The sequence below is a fragment of the Pseudomonas sp. RL_5y_Pfl2_73 genome, assembly GCF_963970515.1.
In the GTDB taxonomy this organism is placed as follows: Bacteria; Pseudomonadota; Gammaproteobacteria; order Pseudomonadales; family Pseudomonadaceae; genus Aquipseudomonas.
The window spans coordinates 48063-68628 of record NZ_CAXAPD010000020.1; the positions used below are offsets into that span (position 1 = coordinate 48063).

The 20566-nt window shown below is 60.5% G+C and carries 20 protein-coding genes, 4 tRNA genes and 1 pseudogene; 10 read left to right on the top strand and 15 right to left on the bottom strand.

Annotation, left to right across the window (positions count from 1 at the left end):
- Window positions 1–40 precede the first annotated feature (40 nt).
- Window positions 41–727: an energy-coupling factor ABC transporter permease gene (locus AACY42_RS19250; RefSeq protein ID WP_339481644.1), complete on the bottom strand. Its 687-nt coding sequence runs from the start codon at window positions 725–727 to the stop codon at window positions 41–43.
- A 37-nt stretch (window positions 728–764) separates the two neighbouring features.
- Window positions 765–1178, bottom strand: coding sequence for a tautomerase family protein (locus AACY42_RS19255; RefSeq protein ID WP_339481646.1), 414 nt, complete (start codon window positions 1176–1178; stop codon window positions 765–767).
- 150 nt (window positions 1179–1328) lie between these two features.
- On the opposite strand from AACY42_RS19255, the gene AACY42_RS19260 reads away from it, so the two are divergent.
- From AACY42_RS19260 to AACY42_RS19280, 5 genes are all read left to right on the top strand, one after another.
- Entirely contained in the window at window positions 1329–2228 is a 900-nt protein-coding gene (locus tag AACY42_RS19260; protein WP_339481648.1) for a LysR substrate-binding domain-containing protein, read from the top strand.
- A 619-nt stretch (window positions 2229–2847) separates the two neighbouring features.
- The gene (locus tag AACY42_RS19265; RefSeq protein ID WP_003205682.1) at window positions 2848–3474 is read left to right on the top strand and encodes a DUF1780 domain-containing protein; all 627 of its coding nucleotides are present in this window, start codon (window positions 2848–2850) and stop codon (window positions 3472–3474) included.
- On the top strand, window positions 3471–3998 hold the full coding sequence (locus AACY42_RS19270; RefSeq protein WP_339481650.1) for an MOSC domain-containing protein: 528 nt from the start codon (window positions 3471–3473) through the stop codon (window positions 3996–3998). The genes AACY42_RS19265 and AACY42_RS19270 overlap by 4 nt, the downstream gene beginning before the upstream one ends.
- 52 nt (window positions 3999–4050) lie before the next feature.
- Complete coding sequence (locus tag AACY42_RS19275; RefSeq protein WP_003185543.1) at window positions 4051–4224, top strand: DUF3094 domain-containing protein; 174 nt, start codon at window positions 4051–4053, stop codon at window positions 4222–4224.
- A gap of 69 nt (window positions 4225–4293) precedes the next feature.
- Window positions 4294–5592, top strand: coding sequence for an NAD(P)/FAD-dependent oxidoreductase (locus AACY42_RS19280; protein ID WP_339481652.1), 1299 nt, complete (start codon window positions 4294–4296; stop codon window positions 5590–5592).
- Window positions 5593–5720: 128 nt separating this feature from the next.
- Here AACY42_RS19280 and AACY42_RS28725 read toward each other — a convergent pair whose 3' ends face one another.
- The 9 genes and pseudogenes from AACY42_RS28725 to rluD form a co-directional block, all read right to left on the bottom strand.
- Entirely contained in the window at window positions 5721–6584 is an 864-nt protein-coding gene (locus AACY42_RS28725) for a methyl-accepting chemotaxis protein (RefSeq protein WP_445261751.1), read from the bottom strand.
- Window positions 6576–7346: pseudogene (locus AACY42_RS28730) on the bottom strand (MCP four helix bundle domain-containing protein); the annotation flags it as partial. The pseudogene AACY42_RS28730 and the gene AACY42_RS28725, both read right to left, overlap by 9 nt.
- A gap of 147 nt (window positions 7347–7493) precedes the next feature.
- Window positions 7494–7570, bottom strand: a tRNA-Pro gene (locus tag AACY42_RS19290).
- A 93-nt stretch (window positions 7571–7663) separates the two neighbouring features.
- Window positions 7664–7739 (bottom strand) — tRNA-Lys (locus AACY42_RS19295).
- Window positions 7740–7744: 5 nt separating this feature from the next.
- Window positions 7745–7821: transfer RNA gene (locus AACY42_RS19300), tRNA-Pro, on the bottom strand.
- A gap of 7 nt (window positions 7822–7828) precedes the next feature.
- Window positions 7829–7904 (bottom strand) — tRNA-Asn (locus AACY42_RS19305).
- 457 nt (window positions 7905–8361) lie between these two features.
- The gene (gene clpB, locus AACY42_RS19310) at window positions 8362–10926 is read right to left on the bottom strand and encodes an ATP-dependent chaperone ClpB (RefSeq protein WP_339481655.1); all 2565 of its coding nucleotides are present in this window, start codon (window positions 10924–10926) and stop codon (window positions 8362–8364) included.
- A 130-nt stretch (window positions 10927–11056) separates the two neighbouring features.
- Window positions 11057–11782: a peptidoglycan editing factor PgeF gene (gene pgeF, locus AACY42_RS19315; protein WP_339481657.1), complete on the bottom strand. Its 726-nt coding sequence runs from the start codon at window positions 11780–11782 to the stop codon at window positions 11057–11059.
- Window positions 11779–12741, bottom strand: coding sequence for a 23S rRNA pseudouridine(1911/1915/1917) synthase RluD (gene rluD, locus AACY42_RS19320; RefSeq protein WP_339481658.1), 963 nt, complete (start codon window positions 12739–12741; stop codon window positions 11779–11781). The genes pgeF and rluD overlap by 4 nt, the downstream gene beginning before the upstream one ends.
- A 150-nt stretch (window positions 12742–12891) precedes the next feature.
- On the opposite strand from rluD, the gene AACY42_RS19325 reads away from it, so the two are divergent.
- The 4 genes from AACY42_RS19325 to AACY42_RS19340 all read left to right on the top strand — a co-directional run bounded on the left by AACY42_RS19325 (window position 12892) and on the right by AACY42_RS19340 (window position 17192).
- Window positions 12892–13908, top strand: a complete 1017-nt coding sequence (locus tag AACY42_RS19325; RefSeq protein WP_339481660.1) for an outer membrane protein assembly factor BamD — start codon at window positions 12892–12894, stop codon at window positions 13906–13908.
- A 125-nt stretch (window positions 13909–14033) separates the two neighbouring features.
- Complete coding sequence (locus AACY42_RS19330; protein WP_339481661.1) at window positions 14034–14270, top strand: PP0621 family protein; 237 nt, start codon at window positions 14034–14036, stop codon at window positions 14268–14270.
- Complete coding sequence (locus AACY42_RS19335; protein ID WP_339481662.1) at window positions 14260–15849, top strand: two-component system sensor histidine kinase NtrB; 1590 nt, start codon at window positions 14260–14262, stop codon at window positions 15847–15849. Before AACY42_RS19330 ends, AACY42_RS19335 begins: the two co-directional genes overlap by 11 nt.
- Window positions 15846–17192, top strand: a complete 1347-nt coding sequence (locus tag AACY42_RS19340; protein ID WP_339481664.1) for a sigma-54-dependent transcriptional regulator — start codon at window positions 15846–15848, stop codon at window positions 17190–17192. Before AACY42_RS19335 ends, AACY42_RS19340 begins: the two co-directional genes overlap by 4 nt.
- 81 nt (window positions 17193–17273) lie before the next feature.
- Here the strand turns inward: AACY42_RS19340 and AACY42_RS19345 are convergent, their stop codons facing one another.
- Complete coding sequence (locus AACY42_RS19345) at window positions 17274–17639, bottom strand: DUF6124 family protein (protein WP_039014157.1); 366 nt, start codon at window positions 17637–17639, stop codon at window positions 17274–17276.
- A 468-nt stretch (window positions 17640–18107) separates the two neighbouring features.
- Here AACY42_RS19345 and AACY42_RS19350 point away from each other — a divergent pair, with 468 nt between their 5' ends.
- Entirely contained in the window at window positions 18108–18272 is a 165-nt protein-coding gene (locus AACY42_RS19350; protein ID WP_339481728.1) for a hypothetical protein, read from the top strand.
- Between the two features lie 384 nt (window positions 18273–18656).
- On the opposite strand, the gene AACY42_RS19355 is transcribed toward AACY42_RS19350, so the two are convergent.
- The 3 genes from AACY42_RS19355 to AACY42_RS19365 form a co-directional block, all read right to left on the bottom strand.
- Complete coding sequence (locus AACY42_RS19355) at window positions 18657–18821, bottom strand: hypothetical protein (RefSeq protein WP_185047044.1); 165 nt, start codon at window positions 18819–18821, stop codon at window positions 18657–18659.
- 182 nt (window positions 18822–19003) lie between these two features.
- On the bottom strand, window positions 19004–20104 hold the full coding sequence (thiO, locus tag AACY42_RS19360) for a glycine oxidase ThiO (protein ID WP_339481665.1): 1101 nt from the start codon (window positions 20102–20104) through the stop codon (window positions 19004–19006).
- A 57-nt stretch (window positions 20105–20161) separates the two neighbouring features.
- The gene (locus tag AACY42_RS19365; RefSeq protein WP_339481666.1) at window positions 20162–20563 is read right to left on the bottom strand and encodes a type IV pilin protein; all 402 of its coding nucleotides are present in this window, start codon (window positions 20561–20563) and stop codon (window positions 20162–20164) included.
- Window positions 20564–20566 lie beyond the last annotated feature (3 nt).

Here is a 20566-nt window from a genome sequence, read left to right on the forward strand (position 1 = left end):
AAAGCATGAAGGGCGTGTGGTGGTGCAGCCTTGACGTGAATCAAGGCTTGTCATCATCGTTCCACGGCGCCGACAGGTAGCGCGTGCGGTTGAAGGTCTCCAGCCATTCGGGACTGAACACCACCAATGCACTGATCACCGTGCCGTTGATGAAGGCCTCGGGGAAGATGATCAACCAGAGGTAGCCGACAAAATCTTCCAGCCAGTAAGGCATGGCGAATATACCGTCGTACCACAGCAGGCCGAGCCCCAGCAGCAGGCACGCCAACGCCGAAAGCGCGGCCGCGAGAAACCCCGAACAGAAGATATACACGAACAGATTGCGCGGCTGGGCGCGCTCCACCAGGATCGAGCAACACTCGGTGACCAGCACCGGTAGCAGGATCAGCAGCGCACCGTTGACCCCGACCGCCGCCATGTCCTGACGCCCCAGCAGTACCAGCGCAAGCTGCGCGCACAGGCCACCCAGGATCGCCAACGGCCAGTCCAGCAACAGCGTCACGGCAGTCATGCCGATGAAGTGATACGAGACACCCGTATCAAAATCCCGGCGCACCAGCCACAGCATGAACAACGCCAGCACCGTACCGAACAACAGGTGCTGGCGACGGCTGTCGGTGAACAGCTCGACCCACGGTGTCCGCACCACGGCCCAGACCAACACCGGCACATACATCAGCCAACCGGCCGCCAGGGTCTGCGGTGAAAGCAGTTCGGCACCGATCATGGGCTACTCCTGCGAGAACTTGAACGCCGTCCGTGCGCTACTCAGTAGCGACACTTCCTGGCTGTTGTACCAAGGTCATTGCAAACTTACCAAAGCCTACCGACCAATCCGAATAGTCATTCTCGTGCATAAAGATGAAAACGTCTTGCGGACGAACCAGGGCTTGAACCCCGAGATTGTCCGCGATTTTTTTGTAGAGCTCGCGCTTCATCGCATCACTGCGGCCCCTGCGCATCGTAATCTCAATCACGATCAAACGGTCTGAACGATCCACACCATTAAACGTGCGGCTGTAGAAGAACTGCTCAGGGTCATAGTCCGTGACCAAGCTGAACAATTCATCCTCGGGCATACCAATGCTCTCGACCAGCGCTTGATGTATCCCATCGACGATGCGCTGACGTTGCTGCTGGCTGGTGCCCTTGATGACGACGGTACGAACGAATGGCATGTGAGGTAATCTCAATTTTATGGGGAATACCCCTCAATCCTGGCGACTTCGAGCAATCGTTAGAAATTGAAGGTGCATGGGATTCTGCAAAATCCGCCCGGCGCCTGATATCGATTTATACGCTCAATATAATTGAGTTAAAGTCACTTTATGAAACGTCGCCTCCCCCCATTGAATGCACTGCACACCTTCGAGGCCGCTGCCCGACTGGGCAAAATGATCGCTGCCGCCGAGGAGCTGTCTGTCACGCCTGGCGCTGTGAGTCGCCAGGTACGCCAACTGGAGCTGAGCCTGGGTGTGGACCTGTTCGAAGGCCCAAAAAACAAACCTCAGCTCACCGTTGCCGGAAGAGAACTGCTGCCAGAACTGACGGCCGCACTGGATCAGATCGAGGCCGCGGTGAGCAGGGTCCGAGACACGACGACAGGCACCTTGGACGTGTCCTGTTTCAGCACGTTTACGGTCAAGTGGCTGATACCGCGTCTTTTCGACTTCAATACGACTTACCCGGAAATCAAGATTCGCCTGAGCTCACCGGTTCACGGGAGCGATCCGGGGCGGGACCGATATGACGTGATGATCACGGCTGAACAGGGCATCGTGGACGAACAAAAAAACACCGTCCGGCTGTTTCCTGAACGATTGGGTGTCGTGTTGTCGCCGACCTTATCCGCGCGCATTCAATTAACCGACTTGGGCTCGATTTTCAGCCATCCCCTCCTGCACACCAAAACCCGTCCGGATGCCTGGGCAAACTGGGGGGATGCGACTGGACACCAGGCCACCGCACCGGCCGGACTGGAATACGAGCACTATTACTTTACGTTGGAGGCGGCCATTGCCGGCCTGGGGATTTGTGTCGCCCCGTGGCACCTGGTGGCCGACGACATTCGCTTGGGTCGCCTGGTGGCACCGTTCGGGTTTCGCCCGAGCCGCTACGTCTATATCGCCAAGCGCAGCGCGCAGCAGAGCAAGAAGCTGGATCTGTTCTGCGCCTGGTTGGCATGCCAGGCTGAACAGGATGGCCTGCTGGGACCTGCCTGGGGGTAATGCTGTTCACTTGAGCGGTTATCGGAGATTGGGCCTTCCATTCCTCGATCTGTTTCAGGGGTGGTGTGTATATCCGTTTTCGCGGTAACGGCTGCTTATGGTTCCGCTCTTACAGCGGCTCACTTTTGAGAAGCGCAAAAGTAAGCAAAACGCTACATGCCCCACCACTCGGCACCTCGCTTTGGCTCGGTGTGCCCTCACTCCGGCATTGCTCCGTGGGCCCGCCACGAAGGGCCATCCATGGCCCAGCGCGGCTATCCCGGCATCCATGCCGGGATGCCCACTCCACAATGCCTGCGTTCGGCCAGCGTGGTTAACGGGGCGCCGAGATCAACGTCCACCGCGAGGCGGCCTGGTAGCCGACCTGGTTCTTGGTGGGACCGCGTTTCTCCTGTGGGAGCGAGCCTGCTCGCGAAAGCGGTGGTGCAGTTTACGGTGATGTTGGATGTGTCGGCCTTATCGCGAGCAAGCTCGCGATAGCGGTGGTGCAGAGGCATAGAGGCTCGACCCCTTGCTGTAGGCTCCAAGTGAATAGCATTACCTGGCCTGAGCGCAAATTTTCCCCTTTCACAGCAAGCTTTATTTTTTTTGATCACATTTGAACGCTAAGCTTGGGCTCATGGATGATTCCGATTACTTACGCCTGCTGACCATCGCGGCCGAGCAAGCCAACGCCTTTCTCTCCAATGCCCGCAAATGGGAGCGTGAGCGTTGGGTCTGCCAGCGTCTGCTGCAAGGGCTGAACGTGCCTTATCGCGCCGACGAGTTCGCGCCGGCCGGCGAGCCGCCGGATGTGTTGTTTCGCGATGCCAATTTCGAGGTGTTTTTCGTGCTCGACGAGGGCCGGCGCCTCAATGACGAATGGCGCGATGAACTGCAACGCCGCCGCAGCGCCTTCTCCCTGAGCCAACTGGTGCGTCGCGAGGCCAAGCCGCGACGGATCCCGGCCAATGAGTTCCTGATGCGGCTGGCCCCGACCCTGCGCAAGAAAGCTCACAACTACACCGAGCGCGGCATGGACCTGGGCGACCTGGACATCATCGCCTTTGCCAGCCTCAAGCGCGAAGTGCTGGACCTCAACAGTCACTTCCCACCGCCGACCGAATACCTGCGCCAGGGCTGGCGCTCGCTGTCACTGGTGGGGCCGACGTTTGCCCGGGTGCTGTTCGCCCACCCCGACGCGCCGGACTTTCTGCGAAGCAACCTGGGTCGCAGCATTGTGTTCGATGTCGGGATCAGCCTGTGAGCCCTTTGCAGGAACTGATCGCAACTGTGCCCCAGCAAGGTCGCGTACGCTGGATTGGCGTACGCCCCCAGGGCCATGCGCCCATGATCGAGCTGGACGCCGTGGAAGCCCGCCTGGAAGCTGGGCTCACCGGCGATCATGCGCGCCCCGGCGTGCGCAATGCGCGGCAAGTGACGCTCATCCAATGGGAGCACCTGGCCGTGATCAGCTCGCTGATGGGCCGTCCCGAGGACCGGCCTGTGCTGCCACAGGAACTGCGACGCAATATTGTGGCCAGCGGCATCAATCTGTTCAGCCTCAAGGGCCGGCGCTTTCGCATTGGCCAAGCCATTTTTGAAACCACCGGCTGGTGCCAGCCTTGTACTCGATTGGAGCGAAACCTCGGCGAAGGTACGTTCCAGGCTGTACGCGGCCATGGCGGAATCACCGCCCGGGTGTTAAAAAGTGGAATCATTCGCCTGGACGACAACCTGATCGTCGAACCCGTTCCGGCGAGCGGCTACGCGGCTTTCAAGGCCGGCTAGCCGGACGCTGTAGCGTCTTCACATTCCGCAACGTCTACCTGACGAGGCCTATATGACCAGTCGCCTGAACCCTGATGACCAGAAGCATGTCGAAGAGTACCTGCAACTGTCCCAGCACCGAGTCGAGCGCCGGCCTTTTCGGCCCTGGATGCTCCTGGTGGTGGTACTGGCCGTGACTATCGGCCTGGGCCTGTTGAGCCGACTGATCAGTTACCTGACGCTATGAGCCGCCCAGTCACACTGCCGCTCGCGCGGGTAACGGCACCGATTTCCTTTAGCCTTGCGAGATATCCCCATGACTCATCGTATTGTCATCGTTGGCGGCGGCGCCGGCGGTCTGGAGTTGGCCACCCGTCTGGGTAAGACTCTGGGCAAGCGTGGCACGGCCAGTGTGATGCTGGTCGACGCGAACCTGACCCACATCTGGAAACCACTGCTGCACGAAGTGGCCGCCGGCTCCTTGAACTCCTCCGAAGACGAACTCAACTATGTCGCCCAGGCAAAATGGAACCACTTCGAGTTCCAGCTGGGACGCATGAGCGGCCTGGATCGCGAGCGCAAGAGAATCCAACTGGCCGCCACCTATGACGAGGCCGGCGTCGAGCTATTGCCGGCCCGGGAACTGGGCTACGACACCCTGGTGATTGCCGTCGGCAGCACCACCAATGACTTCGGCACCGAAGGCGCAGCGCAGCATTGCCTGTTCCTCGACACCCGCAAACAGGCCGAGCGCTTCCATCAGCAATTGCTTCACCACTATCTGCGGGCCCACGCCGGGCAGACCGATATCGTCGAGCGCATCAGCGTCGCCATCGTCGGAGCCGGTGCGACCGGGGTCGAACTGGCCGCCGAGCTGCATAATGCCGCCCACGAACTGCACGCCTATGGCCTGGACCGGATCAAACCAGAGAACATGCACATCACCCTGATCGAGGCGGGCCCACGCGTCTTGCCAGCCCTGCCAGAGCGTATCGGCGGACCGGTGCACAAGACCCTGGAAAAACTCGGCGTCAACGTCATGACCAACGCCGCCGTCAGCCAGGTGACCGCCGACAGCCTGATTACCGCGGACGGCAAAGTGATCGACGCAAGCCTGAAAGTCTGGGCCGCCGGGATTCGCGCCCCGGACTTCCTCAAGGACGTCGACGGGCTGGAGACCAACCGGATCAACCAACTGCATGTGCTACCCACCTTGCAGACCACCCACGACGAGAACATCTTCGCCTTCGGTGACTGCGCCGCCTGCCCGCAACCCGACAGCGAGCGCAACGTACCGCCTCGCGCCCAAGCCGCGCATCAGCAGGCCTCGCTGCTGGCCAAGTCCTTGAAACTGCGGATCGAGGGCAAGGCCCTGCCCGCGTACAAATACACCGACTACGGCTCGCTGATCTCGCTGTCGCGGTTCTCGGCGGTGGGCAACCTGATGGGCAACCTGACCGGCAGCGTGATGCTCGAAGGCTGGCTGGCGCGGATGTTCTACGTGTCGCTGTATCGCATGCACCAAATGGCGCTATACGGCATGTTCCGCACGGCCATGCTGATGCTGGGCAGCAAGATCGGGCGCGGAACTGAGCCTCGGCTCAAGCTGCACTGAGGATAAAAAGCGAAGCGTCAACCGCTTGTGGGGGCGCTGAGTTTTAGAAGTGCATTGCCTGCTCGCGAAGACGGCAGTGAAATCAATATTTATCTAAACGATAAAACTCGATCTGCACAGCCAATCAATCAAACCTGAAACCGCTGCACCATCGTGTGCAGCGAATTGGCCAGCTGCGACAACTCATGGCTGGACGCGCTGGTCTGGTCCGCGCCGGAAGCCGAGCGCACCGACAAATCACGAATGTTCACCAGGTTGCGATCCACCTCACGGGCCACTTGCGCCTGCTCTTCGGCAGCGCTGGCGATCACCAGGTTGCGCTCGTGGATTTCAGTGACCGACTCTGTGATGGTCTGCAGCGCGTCCCCTGCCCGCTCTGCCATGGCCAGGGTACTGGCGGCGCGACTGGAGCTGGCCTGCATGGAATCGAGTGCCTGGGTGGCACCGCTGCGCATGCCCTGGACCATTTGCTCGATTTCCTGGGTCGATTGCTGCGTGCGATAAGCCAGCGCCCGCACCTCATCGGCCACCACCGCAAACCCACGCCCGCTCTCACCCGCCCGGGCCGCTTCAATGGCCGCGTTGAGGGCCAGCAGGTTGGTCTGCTCGGCAATGGCGCGGATCACGTCCAGCACCTTGCCGATATCCTGCGACTGGTTGGCCAGGGATTGCACCAAGCCGCCAGTCACTTGCACATCGCTGGCAAGGGCGCCAATAGCTTCGACCGTGTCGCTGACCCGCTGCTGCCCAAGGGACGCAGACTCACTGGACTGACGCGTGGCATCGGAGGTGGAAACCGCATTGCGCGCCACCTCTTCCACGGCGGTGGTCATTTCGGTGACGGCAGTGGCGGCCTGTTCAATTTCATTGTTCTGCTGTTGCAGGCTGTGGGTGCTGTCGAGCGTGACGGTGTTCAGCTCACCGGCTGCGGTGGCCAGTTGCGCGGCAGAACCGCTGATGCCCTGCAACGTCTCACGCAGATTCTGCTGCATGACTGCCAACGCTTTGAGCAAGCGGCTCACTTCGTCGTTACCATCGGTCTCGATTGGCCGGGTCAGGTCACCCCGGGCGACGTTCTCCGCAGCATTGAGTGCCTCACCCAAGGGTTTGACGATACTGCGCGTAAGCAGCATGGCCAGGGCCACCGTGGCCAGGGCGGCAAGCACAACGAACAGACTGACGATCATGCGGGAACTGGTGTAGTGCGCCTGGGACTTCTGGCTCTCTATGGAAACCTGCTTGGAGAACAGCTCCGCCAGGTCGTTGAGCTGCTTGCCGGAACCGTCCACCACGGTTTTCATGTCCACCAGCAGCAGCTTGATCAGCTCATCCCGACGCCCTTGTTCTGCCAGGGTGAAGGATTGGGCGATACCTGTACGGTAAGCGGCGAAGGTTTGCTTGAACTGGTCATAAAGCGCCTTGCCTTCAGGCGTCACGACGAGCTTTTCGTAGGCAGCGATTTTTTCGCCCAGCTCCTTGTCCCGCGTGTCCATCTGCCCGCGATACACCGCAATGTTCTTCGAGTCCTGGTCCAGGGCCATGCGCAGGGAAATGGTGCGGATCCGCAACATCCATTCGCGGATCTCATCACCGCCGCGAATGCTCGGCAACCACTGGGTTTGCACCGCTACTTCACTGTCACGAATACTCGACATCTGTCCCAGCGCGAACACCCCGAGCAACGCCACCAGCACGGCGATCAAGGCAAAACCCAACGCGGCACGAGGGGCGATATTCAGTTGACGAAGAACCATAGGGAATGCCTTTTTTTATTGTTGGCCTGAAGTGGGGCCAGGCCCCTGTCGGCGGGTTATCGGCAAGTTGTACGATGTCTTAAGTCCAATCTGCTTTATCGCACGCAAAAAAAATCCCCGTATCTTTCGATACGAGGATTTTTAATATGGTCGGGGTAAGGGGATTCGAACTCCTGACATCCTGCTCCCAAAGCAGGCGCGCTACCGGACTGCGCTATACCCCGGTAAAAAAAAGGCGACCTTTGCAAGTCGCCTTCTCGATCAGCGCTTTTGGCCTCTGATCTTAAGATTCGATTCCAGCGAGCTGGTTTCAAAAATGGTGGGTCGTGTGGGATTCGAACCTACGACCAATTGGTTAAAAGCCAACTGCTCTACCAACTGAGCTAACGACCCAAAAATGGTCGGGGTAAGGGGATTCGAACTCCTGACATCCTGCTCCCAAAGCAGGCGCGCTACCGGACTGCGCTATACCCCGTTTGAAATGGCTCCGTGACCAGGACTCGAACCTGGGACCCAATGATTAACAGTCATTTGCTCTACCGACTGAGCTATCACGGAACTGATATTTCAAGCTACAACATTGAAGCAAGCTTCAACCTCTTCTACTCTTACGCATCGCTGCGTTCGTGTGTCTGAGGCGCGCTATTCTACAATTTTAAAAACCTCTGTCAACCCCTTAAATTGCTTTCAAGACAATGATTTGCAACTTATTTTCGATTCCTTCTCAGCGAGAAGTAACCCTTGGGGTAACTGACTGCGGGGCGCACTTTACAAGCCTTTTCCTTTGAGTTCAACGGTCTGATGAAAAAAATGGCCTCGCAAAGCAAACACGCCCTGTGGCAAGCGATGGACTGTGTAGGAGCTGCCGAAGGCTGCGATCTTTTGATCTTTCGCTTCAGACCCTGGCGTCAGAGGAAAGATCGCAGCCTCGTTGCACTCGACAGCTCCTACACAACTCCTACGACACCCTCCAGCGGGAGCAAGCTCCCTCGCCACAAAAGCCTCGGCACTCTACTCAGTTGAAGACGATTTCGTCGTTCTCCACTGTACCGGTCACGGTTTCGCCCGGCATGAATCGACCCGACAGGATCAACTGCGCCAGCGGGTTTTCGATCCAGCGCTGGATCGCCCGCTTCAGCGGCCGTGCGCCATAGACCGGGTCGTAACCCACCGCAATCAGCTTGTCCAACGCCTCGTCGCTCAATTGCAGTTTCAGCTCACGCTCGGTGAGGCGACTGCGCAGGCGACCCAACTGGATCTCGGTAATGCCGGCAATCTGATCACGGGCCAACGGCTCGAAGATCACCACTTCGTCGACCCGGTTGATGAACTCCGGCCGGAAGTGCGTAGAGATCGCGTCCATCACCGCCGCGCGCTGCGCCTCGCGGTCGCCCACCAGTTCCTGGATCTGCGTCGAACCGAGGTTGGAGGTCATCACGATCACCGTGTTGCGGAAGTCCACCGTGCGCCCGTGGCTGTCGGTCAGGCGACCATCCTCCAGCACTTGCAGCAGAATATTGAACACGTCCGGGTGCGCCTTCTCGACCTCATCGAGCAGGATCACCGAGTACGGCTTGCGACGCACAGCCTCGGTCAGGTAACCGCCCTCTTCATAACCGACATAACCCGGTGGCGCACCGATGAGCCGTGCCACGGAATGTTTCTCCATGAACTCGGACATGTCGATGCGCACCATGGCCTCTTCGGTGTCGAAGAGGAACTCGGCCAGCGCCTTGCACAGCTCGGTTTTACCGACCCCGGTCGGGCCGAGGAACATGAACGAACCGCTCGGCCGATTAGGGTCCGACAGCCCGGCACGGGAGCGGCGCACGGCATTGGACACCGCCACCACCGCCTCTTCCTGACCGATCACGCGCTGGTGCAGCAGGCTTTCCATCTTCAGCAGCTTGTCACGCTCGCCTTCGAGCATCTTCGACACCGGAATGCCGGTCCACTTGGAGACCACTTCGGCGATTTCTTCCTCGGTGACCTTGCTGCGCAGCAACTGGTTTTCGCTCTTGCCATGCTGGTCGACCATTTGCAGGCTGCGCTCCAGGTCCGGGATCACCCCGTATTGCAGCTCGGCCATGCGGTTGAGGTCGCCTTTACGGCGGGCCGCTTCCAGTTCCTGACGGGACTGTTCGATCTTCTGCTGGATCTGCGCCGAGCCCTGGACTTCGGCTTTCTCCGAGTTCCAGATTTCCTCGAGGTCGGAATACTCACGCTCGTGACGAACGATCTCTTCCTGCAACCTTTCCAGACGCTTCTTCGCCGCGTCGTCGCTTTCTTTCTTCAGAGCCTGAGACTCGACCTTGAGTTGAATCAGGCGCCGCTCCAACCGATCCAGCACTTCGGGCTTGGAGTCGATTTCCATGCGGATGCGACTGGCCGCCTCGTCGATCAGGTCGATGGCCTTGTCCGGCAACTGACGGTCGGTGATGTAGCGGTGGCTGAGCTTGGCCGCCGCGATAATCGCGCCATCGGTGATCGCCACCTTGTGGTGAACTTCGTAGCGTTCTTTAAGGCCGCGCAAGATGGCGATGGTGTCTTCCTCGCTCGGTTCTTCCACCAGCACTTTCTGGAAGCGCCGCTCGAGGGCTGCGTCCTTCTCTATATATTGGCGGTACTCGTTGAGGGTGGTCGCGCCGACGCAGTGCAACTCGCCACGGGCCAACGCAGGCTTGAGCATGTTGCCCGCGTCCATCGAGCCTTCGCCCTTACCCGCACCGACCATGGTGTGCAGTTCGTCGATGAACAGGATGATCTGCCCTTCCTGCTTGGACAGCTCATTGAGCAGGGACTTGAGGCGCTCTTCGAACTCGCCACGGTATTTGGCACCGGCGATCAAGGCCCCCATGTCCAGGGACAACAGGCGCTTGCCCTTGAGGCCGTCCGGCACTTCGCCGTTGATGATGCGCTGGGCCAGGCCCTCGGCGATGGCGGTTTTACCGACGCCAGGCTCACCGATCAGTACCGGGTTGTTCTTGGTACGGCGTTGCAGCACCTGGATCGTGCGGCGGATTTCATCGTCGCGACCGATCACCGGGTCGAGCTTGCCTTCCTCGGCGCGCTTGGTCAGGTCGACGGTGTATTTGTCCAGCGCCTGGCGCGACTCTTCGTGATTGGCGTCGTTGACCGCTTCGCCGCCACGCAGGTTGTTGATGGCATTTTCCAGGGCTTTCTTGCTCACGCCTTGGCCTAGCAACAATTTTCCGAGTTTGCTGTTCTCGTCCATGGCGGCGAGCAGCACCAGCTCGCTGGATATGAACTGATCGCCCTTCTGCTGAGCCAGGCGATCGGCCTGATTGAGCAGCCGCGCCAGGTCCTGGGACATGTTCACGTCACCGGTGGGGTTCTGGATCTTGGGTAACTGGTCGAGTTCCTTAGCCAGCTCTTTGCGCAGGCTGTTGACGTCAAAGCCGACCTGCATCAGCAAGGGCTTGATGGAACCGCCCTGCTGTTCGAGCATGGCCTGCATCAAATGCGCCGGTTCGATACCGGGATGGTCCAGGCCGACGGCCAGGGACTGGGCATCGGACAGGGCCAACTGTAATTTGCTGGTTAAACGATCAATACGCATGGATCACCTTCCTAATGAGCAGGCCGGACCTTGGAAACATCCTGAATGAAGAAACCTGCCAGATACCGTTATAGATGCGGTCGATTCTGGAAGATTCAAGCCGGGCGCCCTTGATACAGATCAGAGAAGTCTAGCGTTCGATCCAGATCAGCGAAGCAAAGCGACCGGTGCGCGGGTTGCGGCGGAAGGAAAAGAAACGAGGGTCAGTCACGGTGCAGAGACCGCCACCGTAGACGGCCGTGACACCGCGTGCGGCCAGGCGCAGCCGTGCCAACGCGTAAATATCGGCCAAGAACTTGCCGGTGTTGCGGCTCGCGGCAAAGGCTTGTGCCGCCTGGGGCAGTTGCACGATGAAGGCTTCACGGACTTCCGGCCCGACTTCAAACGCCTGCGGACCGATGGCCGGGCCGAGCCAGGCAAGGATTTCATCCGCGGGCACGGCAAAGCTGTCGAGGGTGGCTTCCAGCACGCCGTTCGCCAGCCCGCGCCAGCCGGCATGGGCCGCCGCGACACGGGTGCCGGCACGGTTGCAAAACAGCACAGGCAGGCAGTCCGCCGTCATCGCCGTGCAGGCGATACCCGGCGTGTCGGTCCAACTGGCATCGGCGGTCGCCACCTGGCTCGGATCAGCCTCGACCACGGCAATGCCATGGACTTGCTGCAACCAGGCCGGGGTGATGGCGAATTGATCAGTGAGGCGACGACGGTTTTCGGCGACGGCCGTAGGGTCGTCGCCCACATGGTCACCCAGGTTGAGGCTGTCGAACGGCGCCAGGCTGACCCCACCCGCACGGGTCGTGACGCAGGCCTTGACCCGGGCCGACGCAGGCCAGTCGGGTATCAGCCAGTCATTCATCCGATGAACGCCTCGCGGTCCTGCTTGAGCAACGTCAGCAGCCAGACGAAGTCATCCGGCAACGGCGACTCCCAGCTCATGCGCTTACCGGTCGTCGGGTGATCCAGCTCCAGGAAACGTGCATGCAGCGCCTGGCGCGGGAAATTCTTCAGCGATTCGACCATGGTCTGGCTGGCAGCCGGCGGAATGCGGAAACGACCGCCGTAGGCCGGGTCGCCCACCAACGGGAAGTTGATGTGGGCCATGTGCACACGAATCTGGTGGGTCCGGCCGGTTTCCAGCTTGACCCGTACATGGGTGTGGGAACGGAAACGCTCCAGCACGCGATAATGGCTGACCGCCTGCTTGCCGCCCTCCATCACCGCCATGCGCTGGCGCTGCTGGCCGTGACGACCGATGGGGGCGTTGATCTTGCCACCCGCGGTGACGACCCCGATCACGATGCATTCATAGATGCGGCTGACGCTGCGGCTTTGCAGCTGTGTGACCAACTGTGTCTGCGCCTGGATGGTCTTGGCCACCACCATCAGACCGGTGGTGTCCTTGTCCAGGCGATGGACGATGCCGGCACGCGGCACATTGACAATGTCCGGTACGTGGTGCAGCAAGGCATTGAGCAGGGTGCCGTCGGCGTGGCCGGCGGCCGGGTGGACCACCAGGCCCGCAGGCTTGTTGATCACCAGGATGTCATCGTCTTCGTAGACGATGTCCAGGGCAATGTCCTGGGCGACCCATTCTCCCTGGGCCTCCTGTTCGGCAGTCAGTTCAAGAATGGCGCCGCCGTGGACGATGTCGCGCGGGCGGATCACCACCCCATCCACAGTCAGGCGGCCGTCCTTGATCCAGGCGGAAAGGCGCGAGCGAGAGTGCTCGGCAAAGAGTTGTGCGGCGACTTGATCGAGGCGTTGGCCGCCCAATTCGGACGGCACCTCTGCGCGAAGTTCTATTTTATCGGACATGCTCGGACTGGGCGTCGGCACAGCCTTTGGTTTCGGCTGCGCGCTTGTGGTTAAATACGGCGTCTTTTGCCCCGAGGCTTTCAACGGGGCGCTCATCATAACAGGACGGCCCCGCCCAAGACAGCGGCCGTCATAGGGACGCAAGCCGCCATGCAAGTGAAACACCTGCTGCTGATCGCCATCCTCGCATTGACTGCTGCTTGCTCGTCGAAGGAAGTCGTAGACGAAAACCTGAGCGAAGTCGAACTGTACCAACAGGCGCAGAACGACCTGGATAACAACAGTTATACCAGCGCCACCGCCAAACTGAAGGCGCTGGAGTCGCGGTATCCGTTCGGTCGGTACGCCGATCAGGCCCAATTGGAGTTGATCTACGCCAACTACAAGAACGCCGAACCGGAAGCCGCCAAGTCCGCCGCCGAGCGTTTCATTCGCCTGCATCCGCAGCACCCGAACGTCGATTACGCCTATTACCTCAAGGGCCTGACCTCCTTCGACCAGGACGTCGGCCTGCTGGCACGCTTCCTGCCGCTGGACATGACCAAGCGTGACCCGGGCGCCGCGCGCGACTCCTACAATGAGTTCGCCCAGTTGACCAGCCGCTTCCCCAACAGCCGCTACTCGCCGGACGCCAAGCAGCGCATGATCTACCTGCGCAACCTGTTGGCCTCCTACGAAATCCACGTGGCCGACTACTACCTGACTCGCCAGGCCTTCGTCGCCGCCGCCAACCGCGGCCGCTATGTAGTGGAAAACTTCCAGGAAACCCCTTCGGTGGGTGACGGCCTGGCGGTGATGACCGAAGCCTACCAGCGCCTGCACCTGGACGAACTGGCGGCCACCAGCCTGGAAACCCTCAAGCTGAACTACCCGGATCACCCCTCTCTGGTCGATGGCCAGTTCACCCCAAAGGTCGACGAAGCGGACAACCGTTCGTGGCTGAGCAAGGCGACCCTGGGCCTGATCGAGTCCCGCCCACCCCTGCCGCCAGGAGAGACACGCGCCAACCAGGACGTACAGCGCCAGTTCCAGGATGCCAAGGAAGCCATCCCGAACGAACTCAAGCCCAAGGATGAAAATGGCGACGTGATCGAGGAAGAAGAGCCTGAAAGCGAGTCCAGCGACCGCTCCTGGTTCAGCCACCTGACCTTTGGCCTGTTCGACTAAGACCAAGGTATTCACAAAAGGGAGACCCGATGGTCTCCCTTTTTTTATGCCTGGGTTTTATTGCGCTGTGCGCCGTTCCTGTCCTTGGCTAAACTGCCTGATCTCTAGTCAAAAAGCCGCCCATCATGCTTCGTTTATTGATCTTGTTCGCCGTCGTCGCCTCAGCTATCTGGATCTTTCGCGGGGTGAAGAAGACCAGCGCCCGCGCGTCCCGTCCACCCCAGGAACAGGACGCACCGCCCATGGTCCGTTGCGCCCATTGCGGCGTACACCTGCCCCGTGACCGGGCGCTGGCCCTCGAACAACAGTGGTATTGCAGCCAGGCTCACCTCGAGCAAGGCCCAGGCAGTCGTGAGCGCTGAGGCCTCAAACCCGCGCGAAAAACAGGCACAGCGCCTGCTGCGCCTCTATCACCTGTATCGCCTGAGCATCGGCATCACCCTGGTGCTGCTGATTTCCAGCAAACTGGACAACCGCCTGCTGGAGTTCGCCAATGACGACCTGCTGCGCAGTGGCAGTTGGTTGTATCTGGTGCTGAATATCCTGCTGGTGGTGTTCCTTGAGAACACCCGCCGCCCTGCCCGGCTGTTCGGCCTGGCAGTCACCGACGTGCTGCTGCTCTCGTGGCTGTTCTTCGCCGCGGGCGGTGTGCCCAGTGCCATCGGCAACCTGCTCATTGTCTCGGTGGCCATCGGCAATACGCTGTTGCGAAGCCGGGTCGGCCTGTTGATCGCCGCTGTCGCCACGATCGGTATCGTCGGGTCGACTTTTTTCCTTGGCCTGAGCGACTCAAACCGTCCCAGCAGTTATCTGCAAGCCGGCACCCTGGGGGCATTGTGCTTTGCCGCCGCCCTGCTGGTACAGGGCCTGACCCGGCGACTGGAAGCCAGTGAAACCCTGGCCGAGCAACGGGCCAGCGAGGTGATCGGCCTCGAAGCGCTCAACGCACTGATCCTGCAACGCATGCGCACCGGCATCCTGGTGCTCGACCGCGAGCGGCGCGTGCAATTAGCCAACGAAAGCGCCTTGAACCTGCTGGGCATGCACGACCTGGTCGGCCAGCGGATCGATGACTATTGCACCGCCCTGGTCGAACGCCTGCAATTGTGGCTGAACAACCCCAGCCTGCGCCCCCCCAGCCTGACCGTGACCGGCACAGGCCTGACCCTGCAACCGAGCTTCATCGCCTTGGGGCATTACGACCAGCAGCAGTTCCTGGTATTCCTTGAGGACCTGGCCCAGGTTGCCCAGCAGGCCCAGCAACTGAAACTCGCCTCCCTCGGGCGCCTCACTGCTGGCATTGCCCATGAAATCCGCAACCCCTTGGGCGCCATCAGCCACGCAGCGCAATTACTGCGCGAATCCGAGGAACTGAACGACGCGGATCGGCGTCTGACGCAGATTATTCAAGATCACTCCCAACGAATGAATCGCGTCATTGAAAACGTCCTGCAGCTGTCTCGCCGCCAGCAAACCACCCCTCAACGCCTCGACCTGCGGACCTGGCTCGACCCATTCGTCCGGCAGGCCCGCGAAAGCATGGCCGAGCACCAGCACTTGCACCTGAGCATCGACCCGGGCGACTACACCACGCTGATGGACCCCGACCAGTTGACCCAGGTAGTTGATAACCTGCTGCGCAACGCCTGGCGCCACAGCGCAATGGCCCACGAACAGGCCCAGGCCTGGCTGAAACTGTTCATCGACCCCCACAGCCAGCTGTCCACATTGGACATCATCGACAACGGCCCCGGTGTAACACCCGAGCAGCAGGCGCATTTGTTCGAACCCTTCTTTACCACCAGCAGCCAGGGCACCGGCCTTGGGCTCTATCTGTCCCGTGAGCTGTGCGAAAGCAACCAGGCCCGCCTAGACTTCAAACCACGCCAAGGCGGCGGCTGCTTTCGCATCACCTTTGCTCACGGACGGAAACAGATTTGAACAATCGCTCACGGCAACGAATCCTGATCGTCGATGACGAACCGGACATCCGCGAACTCCTGGACATCACCCTGGGCCGGATGAAACTCGACACCCGCAGCGCCAAGAACCTTGCCGAGGCCCAAGCCCTACTGGCGGGGGATGCCTTCGACCTCTGCCTGACCGACATGCGCCTGCCCGATGGCACCGGCCTGGAACTGGTGCAGCACATCCAGCAACGTTACCCCCAACTGCCCGTGGCGATGATCACCGCCTATGGCAGCCTGGAAACCGCCATCGACGCCCTCAAGGCTGGCGCCTTCGACTTCCTGACCAAACCGGTCGACCTGGGTCGGCTGCGGGAGCTGGTCACCAGTGCCCTGCGCCTGCCGCCGGTTACCACGCCGGGCACCACCCTCGAGCGCAGCCTGCTGGGCAACTCGCCCCCCATGCTCAGCGTGCGCAAGCAGATCGAAAAACTCGCCCGCAGCCAGGCTCCGGTGTACATCAGCGGGGAATCGGGCTGCGGCAAGGAACTGGTCGCCCGGCTGATCCACGAACAAGGCCCTCGTGCCAACCTGGGCTTTGTACCGGTCAACTGTGGGGCGATTCCCACGGAGCTGATGGAAAGCGAGTTTTTCGGCCATCGAAAAGGCAGTTTCAGCGGCGCCATCGAAGACAAGCCGGGGCTGTTCCAGGCCGCCCATGGCGGGACCTTGTTCCTCGATGAAGTGGCCGACCTACCCTTGGCGATGCAGGTCAAGCTGCTGCGAGCCATCCAGGAAAAGGCCGTGCGCGCCGTTGGCGGCCAACAGGAAGAAGTGGTGGATGTACGCATACTCTGTGCGACCCACAAAGACCTAGACGCCGAAGTCGCCGCCGGGCGCTTTCGCCAGGATTTGTATTACCGGCTGAACGTCATCGAACTGCGCGTCCCGCCGTTGCGTGAACGCCGTGAAGACATCGAGCTGCTGGCCAACCACATGCTTCAGCGCCTGGCAGCCAACACCGGTAGTCCACCGGCCAAGTTGCATCCCCAGGCGTTGGACGCTCTCAGGAGTTACCGCTTCCCGGGCAACGTGCGGGAACTGGAGAACATGCTCGAACGGGCCTACACCCTTTGCGAACAGCAGCAGATCGAAGCGGATGACCTGCGCCTGGCGGAGGGCAATAGCGCCAGCGAGGCGGGCACTCCCGATTTGATGAAGGTCGACAATCTGGAGGATTACCTGGAAGACGTCGAGCGTAAGCTCATCCTCCAGGCATTGGAGGAAACCCGCTGGAACCGCACGGCGGCGGCGCAACGGTTGAAGTTGTCGTTTCGGTCGATGCGGTATCGGTTGAAGAAGCTTGGGCTGGATTGAGCCACGGTTTTGAAGCTCACGCTTACCCCTGTGGCGAGGGAGCTTGCTCCCTTGCCACGGGTTTCATGTTTGCCGCCGCGACTATCTTCCGTCCGCAGGCGCCTGCTCGTCCAGAACACGATTGGCCAGTAATTCACTCAGCTCAATCAACTGCAGTACCCCCAAGGCAATATGCCGTCTCGAACCGTCAAGCTCGAAAGCCAGATCGCTGATTGTTGCGTTGGCGGAGGCCAGGGTTTCGCTGAGGTTGGTGAGGAGGCATTCGGTGTCGATGCCGGCCACGACAGTGAATAACTGGTTTGAGGCGGGTTTCTTTTTGGTTTCGGGCTTTGGGCCGAGGTAATAGTCGAGGGCGCGTTTGGCGGCTTCATCGAGCTTTTGGTGATCAGGATCGACGTGGGTTGACGAGGAACCTGTTTCTGGGGGGTTGGGTGTATCTTTAATCATTGTGCATCTCCAAGTTTTTGGAGCTGTCACCGATCGCCGCGACGCGATTGGAGGTGGCAGCTGTACGCAGGTTCGCGGACCGAACTTGGAGCTTCGGCATACCCGAAGGTATCCCACGCACAGCCAACCATGACACAACAACAAATACCGAAGCACCGTCGTCGGCTGGAATTATGCACCAAGTTAACGGGCCGCGACGCCCGGACGCTGAATTGGCAGCGACGGGAAAAGGTTAGCCAGAGTTCTTCCCACCCGGCAACCGCCAGAACTCGTCGGAAAATTCGGCTCGAATCAGAATCTTGTCCGACCATTCCCACAAAGCTTGGTCGGCTGTGAGGGCGGTGTGTATATCCGTTTCTGCGGTAACGGCTACTTAGGGTTCCGCCCTGACGGCGGGTCACTTTCGAAAAGCGCGAAAGTAACCAAAGCGCTTTTGCCCCACCACTTGGCACCTCGCCTAGGCTCGGTGTGCCCTCACTCCGGCATTGCTCCGTGGGCCGCCGCGAAGGGCCATCCATGGCCCAGCGCGGCTATCCCGGCATCCATGCCGGGATGCCCACTCCACAATGCCTGCGTTCGGCCAGCGTGGTTAACGGGGCGCCCGAGATCAACGTCCACCGCGAGGCGGCCTAACAGCCGACCTGATTTAGGGTGATCGCGTTTCTCCTGTGGGAGCGGGCTTGCTCGCGAAGGGGCCGGAGCATTCAACATATTCATCGCCTGTGCCGCCGTCTTCGCGAGCGAGCTCGCTCCCACACTGGGTCGGCGACGATCTACAGATTTTTGGCCACTGCAAATCCCTGTGGGAGCGAGCTTGCTCGCGATAGCAGTGGATCAGCTTGCATCAGCCTTGGATGTACCGCCGTCTTCGCGAGCAGGCTCGCTCCCACAATGGGATCGGAGTACGACCGGGAGAACCAGGCCGGCTGTCAGGCCGCCTCGCGAGCAAGCTTTGCTCCCACAGGTCCTGCTCAAACAGATTTGACGGGTGTACGACCGGGAGAGCCAGGTCGGCTACTAGGCCGCCTCGGGGCGGACGTTGATCTCGGGCGCCCCGTTAACCACGATGGCCGAACGCAGGCATTGATCCGTGGGCATCCCGGCATGGATGCCGGGATAGCCGCGCTGGGCCATGGATGGCCCTTCGCGGCGGCCCACGGAGCAATGCCGGAGTGAGGGCATGCCGAGCCTAGGCGAGGCACCGAGTGGTGGGGCAAAGCGCTTTTGCTTACTTTTGGCGCTCTTCCAAAAGTGAGCCGCCGTAAGGGCGGAACCCTAGGCAGCCGTTACCGCAGCAAGGGATATGTACTCGATCAACACACCGCCATCGCAAGCAAACTCGCTCCCACAGGAAAAACCGAACCTTACAACCGCCCCGCCGGCGCATACGGCGCAGGATCAATCACCGGCTCACGCCCCAACATCAAATCCGTAAACAACTGACACGACGCCGGCGCCAACACCAGCCCATTGCGATAATGCCCGCAATTCAACCACAGCCCCGCAACCCCCGGCACCTCGCCGATATAAGGAATGCCTTCAGGCGACCCAGGCCGCAACCCAGCCCAATGCCCGACCACCTCGGCACCGCCCAACGCTGGAATCAACTGCTGTGCCGAAGCCTTCAGGCTCTCCAGCGCCGTATCCGTCGGGGTCTTATCAAAGCCTTCACGCTCCAGCGTACTGCCAACCAGAATATGCCCATCACGACGCGGAATCGCATAACGCCCCTTGGCCAGGACCATGCTCGACAGAAAATCCGACGCGCACTTGTACAGAATCATCTGGCCCTTGACCGGCTCAACCGGCAACTTCAAGCCCAAGGTCTTGAGCAACTCGCCACTCCAGGCACCGGCGGCCAGCACCACCTCATCGCCACGAATTTCGCCAGCAGAACTGTGCACGCCCACTACACGCCCACCGTCGCGAATGAACCCACTGACTTCGCACTGCTCATGAAGCGTGACGTTCGGCAGCGCCAGCAAGGCAGCCTTGAGGGACTTCACCAACCGGGGATTGCGCACGTTGGCCACGTCGGCCATGTAGATCGCCCGGGAAAAACCCGCGCCCAGCACCGGCACGGCGTCGTGGACAGCCGTAATATCCACAGCCCGCATCGGGCGCCCTTGCCGCTCGGCCCAGGCCAGCGCTTCGTCCTGATCGTCCAGGTCCAGCCAATACAGACCGGTGACATGCACTTGCGGATCGATCCCGGTAGTGGCGAACAAGCGCTCGCCCAGCTGTGGATAAAAATCCTGCGACCAATGGGCCAGCGCCGTGACCGCCGGGCTGTAGCGCCAGGGGTACAACGGCGACACGATACCGCCGCCGGCCCAGGACGATTCCTGACCGACACTGGAACGGTCCAGCAGCAGCACACGCTGCCCTTCGGACGCCAGATTGAACGCCGTCAGCAGGCCGATGACTCCGCCGCCGACAATCACCACTTGCTGTTGCCTGGTCATGTTCTGATTCGACTCACTAAAACAAAGAGCGCAAAAACGCGCCCGGATAAAAGAAACTCAGCGGCCCCAACAATCCTTGGGGGTCACCCCGGCGGCAGCATTTTCGATGCTTCGTACCCCGGTATTGGTGATCTTGAAGTCACCGCATTTGTCCGTCGCCATGGACGAGCCGCTCTTGCGCACAGCCGTCAGAATGAAGCTCTGGTCCGTTGGTACCAGGTTAATGGTGTAGAAATCGTTGCCGCGGCTCAGGCCAGTCGCTTCGGTGTAGCGGTTGTTCTTCGAGTAGTAGCGCTCGAGAATCTGCGCCTGCTCTGATAACAGCCCGGCAATTTCGGTGCGCCGGCCCTTCTTCATGTATTCGGTCAGGCTCGGATAGCCAATGGTGATCACGATACCGATGATCGCAATCACGATCATGATTTCGATCAAGGTGAAACCCCGGTTGGATCTGCGCATGCC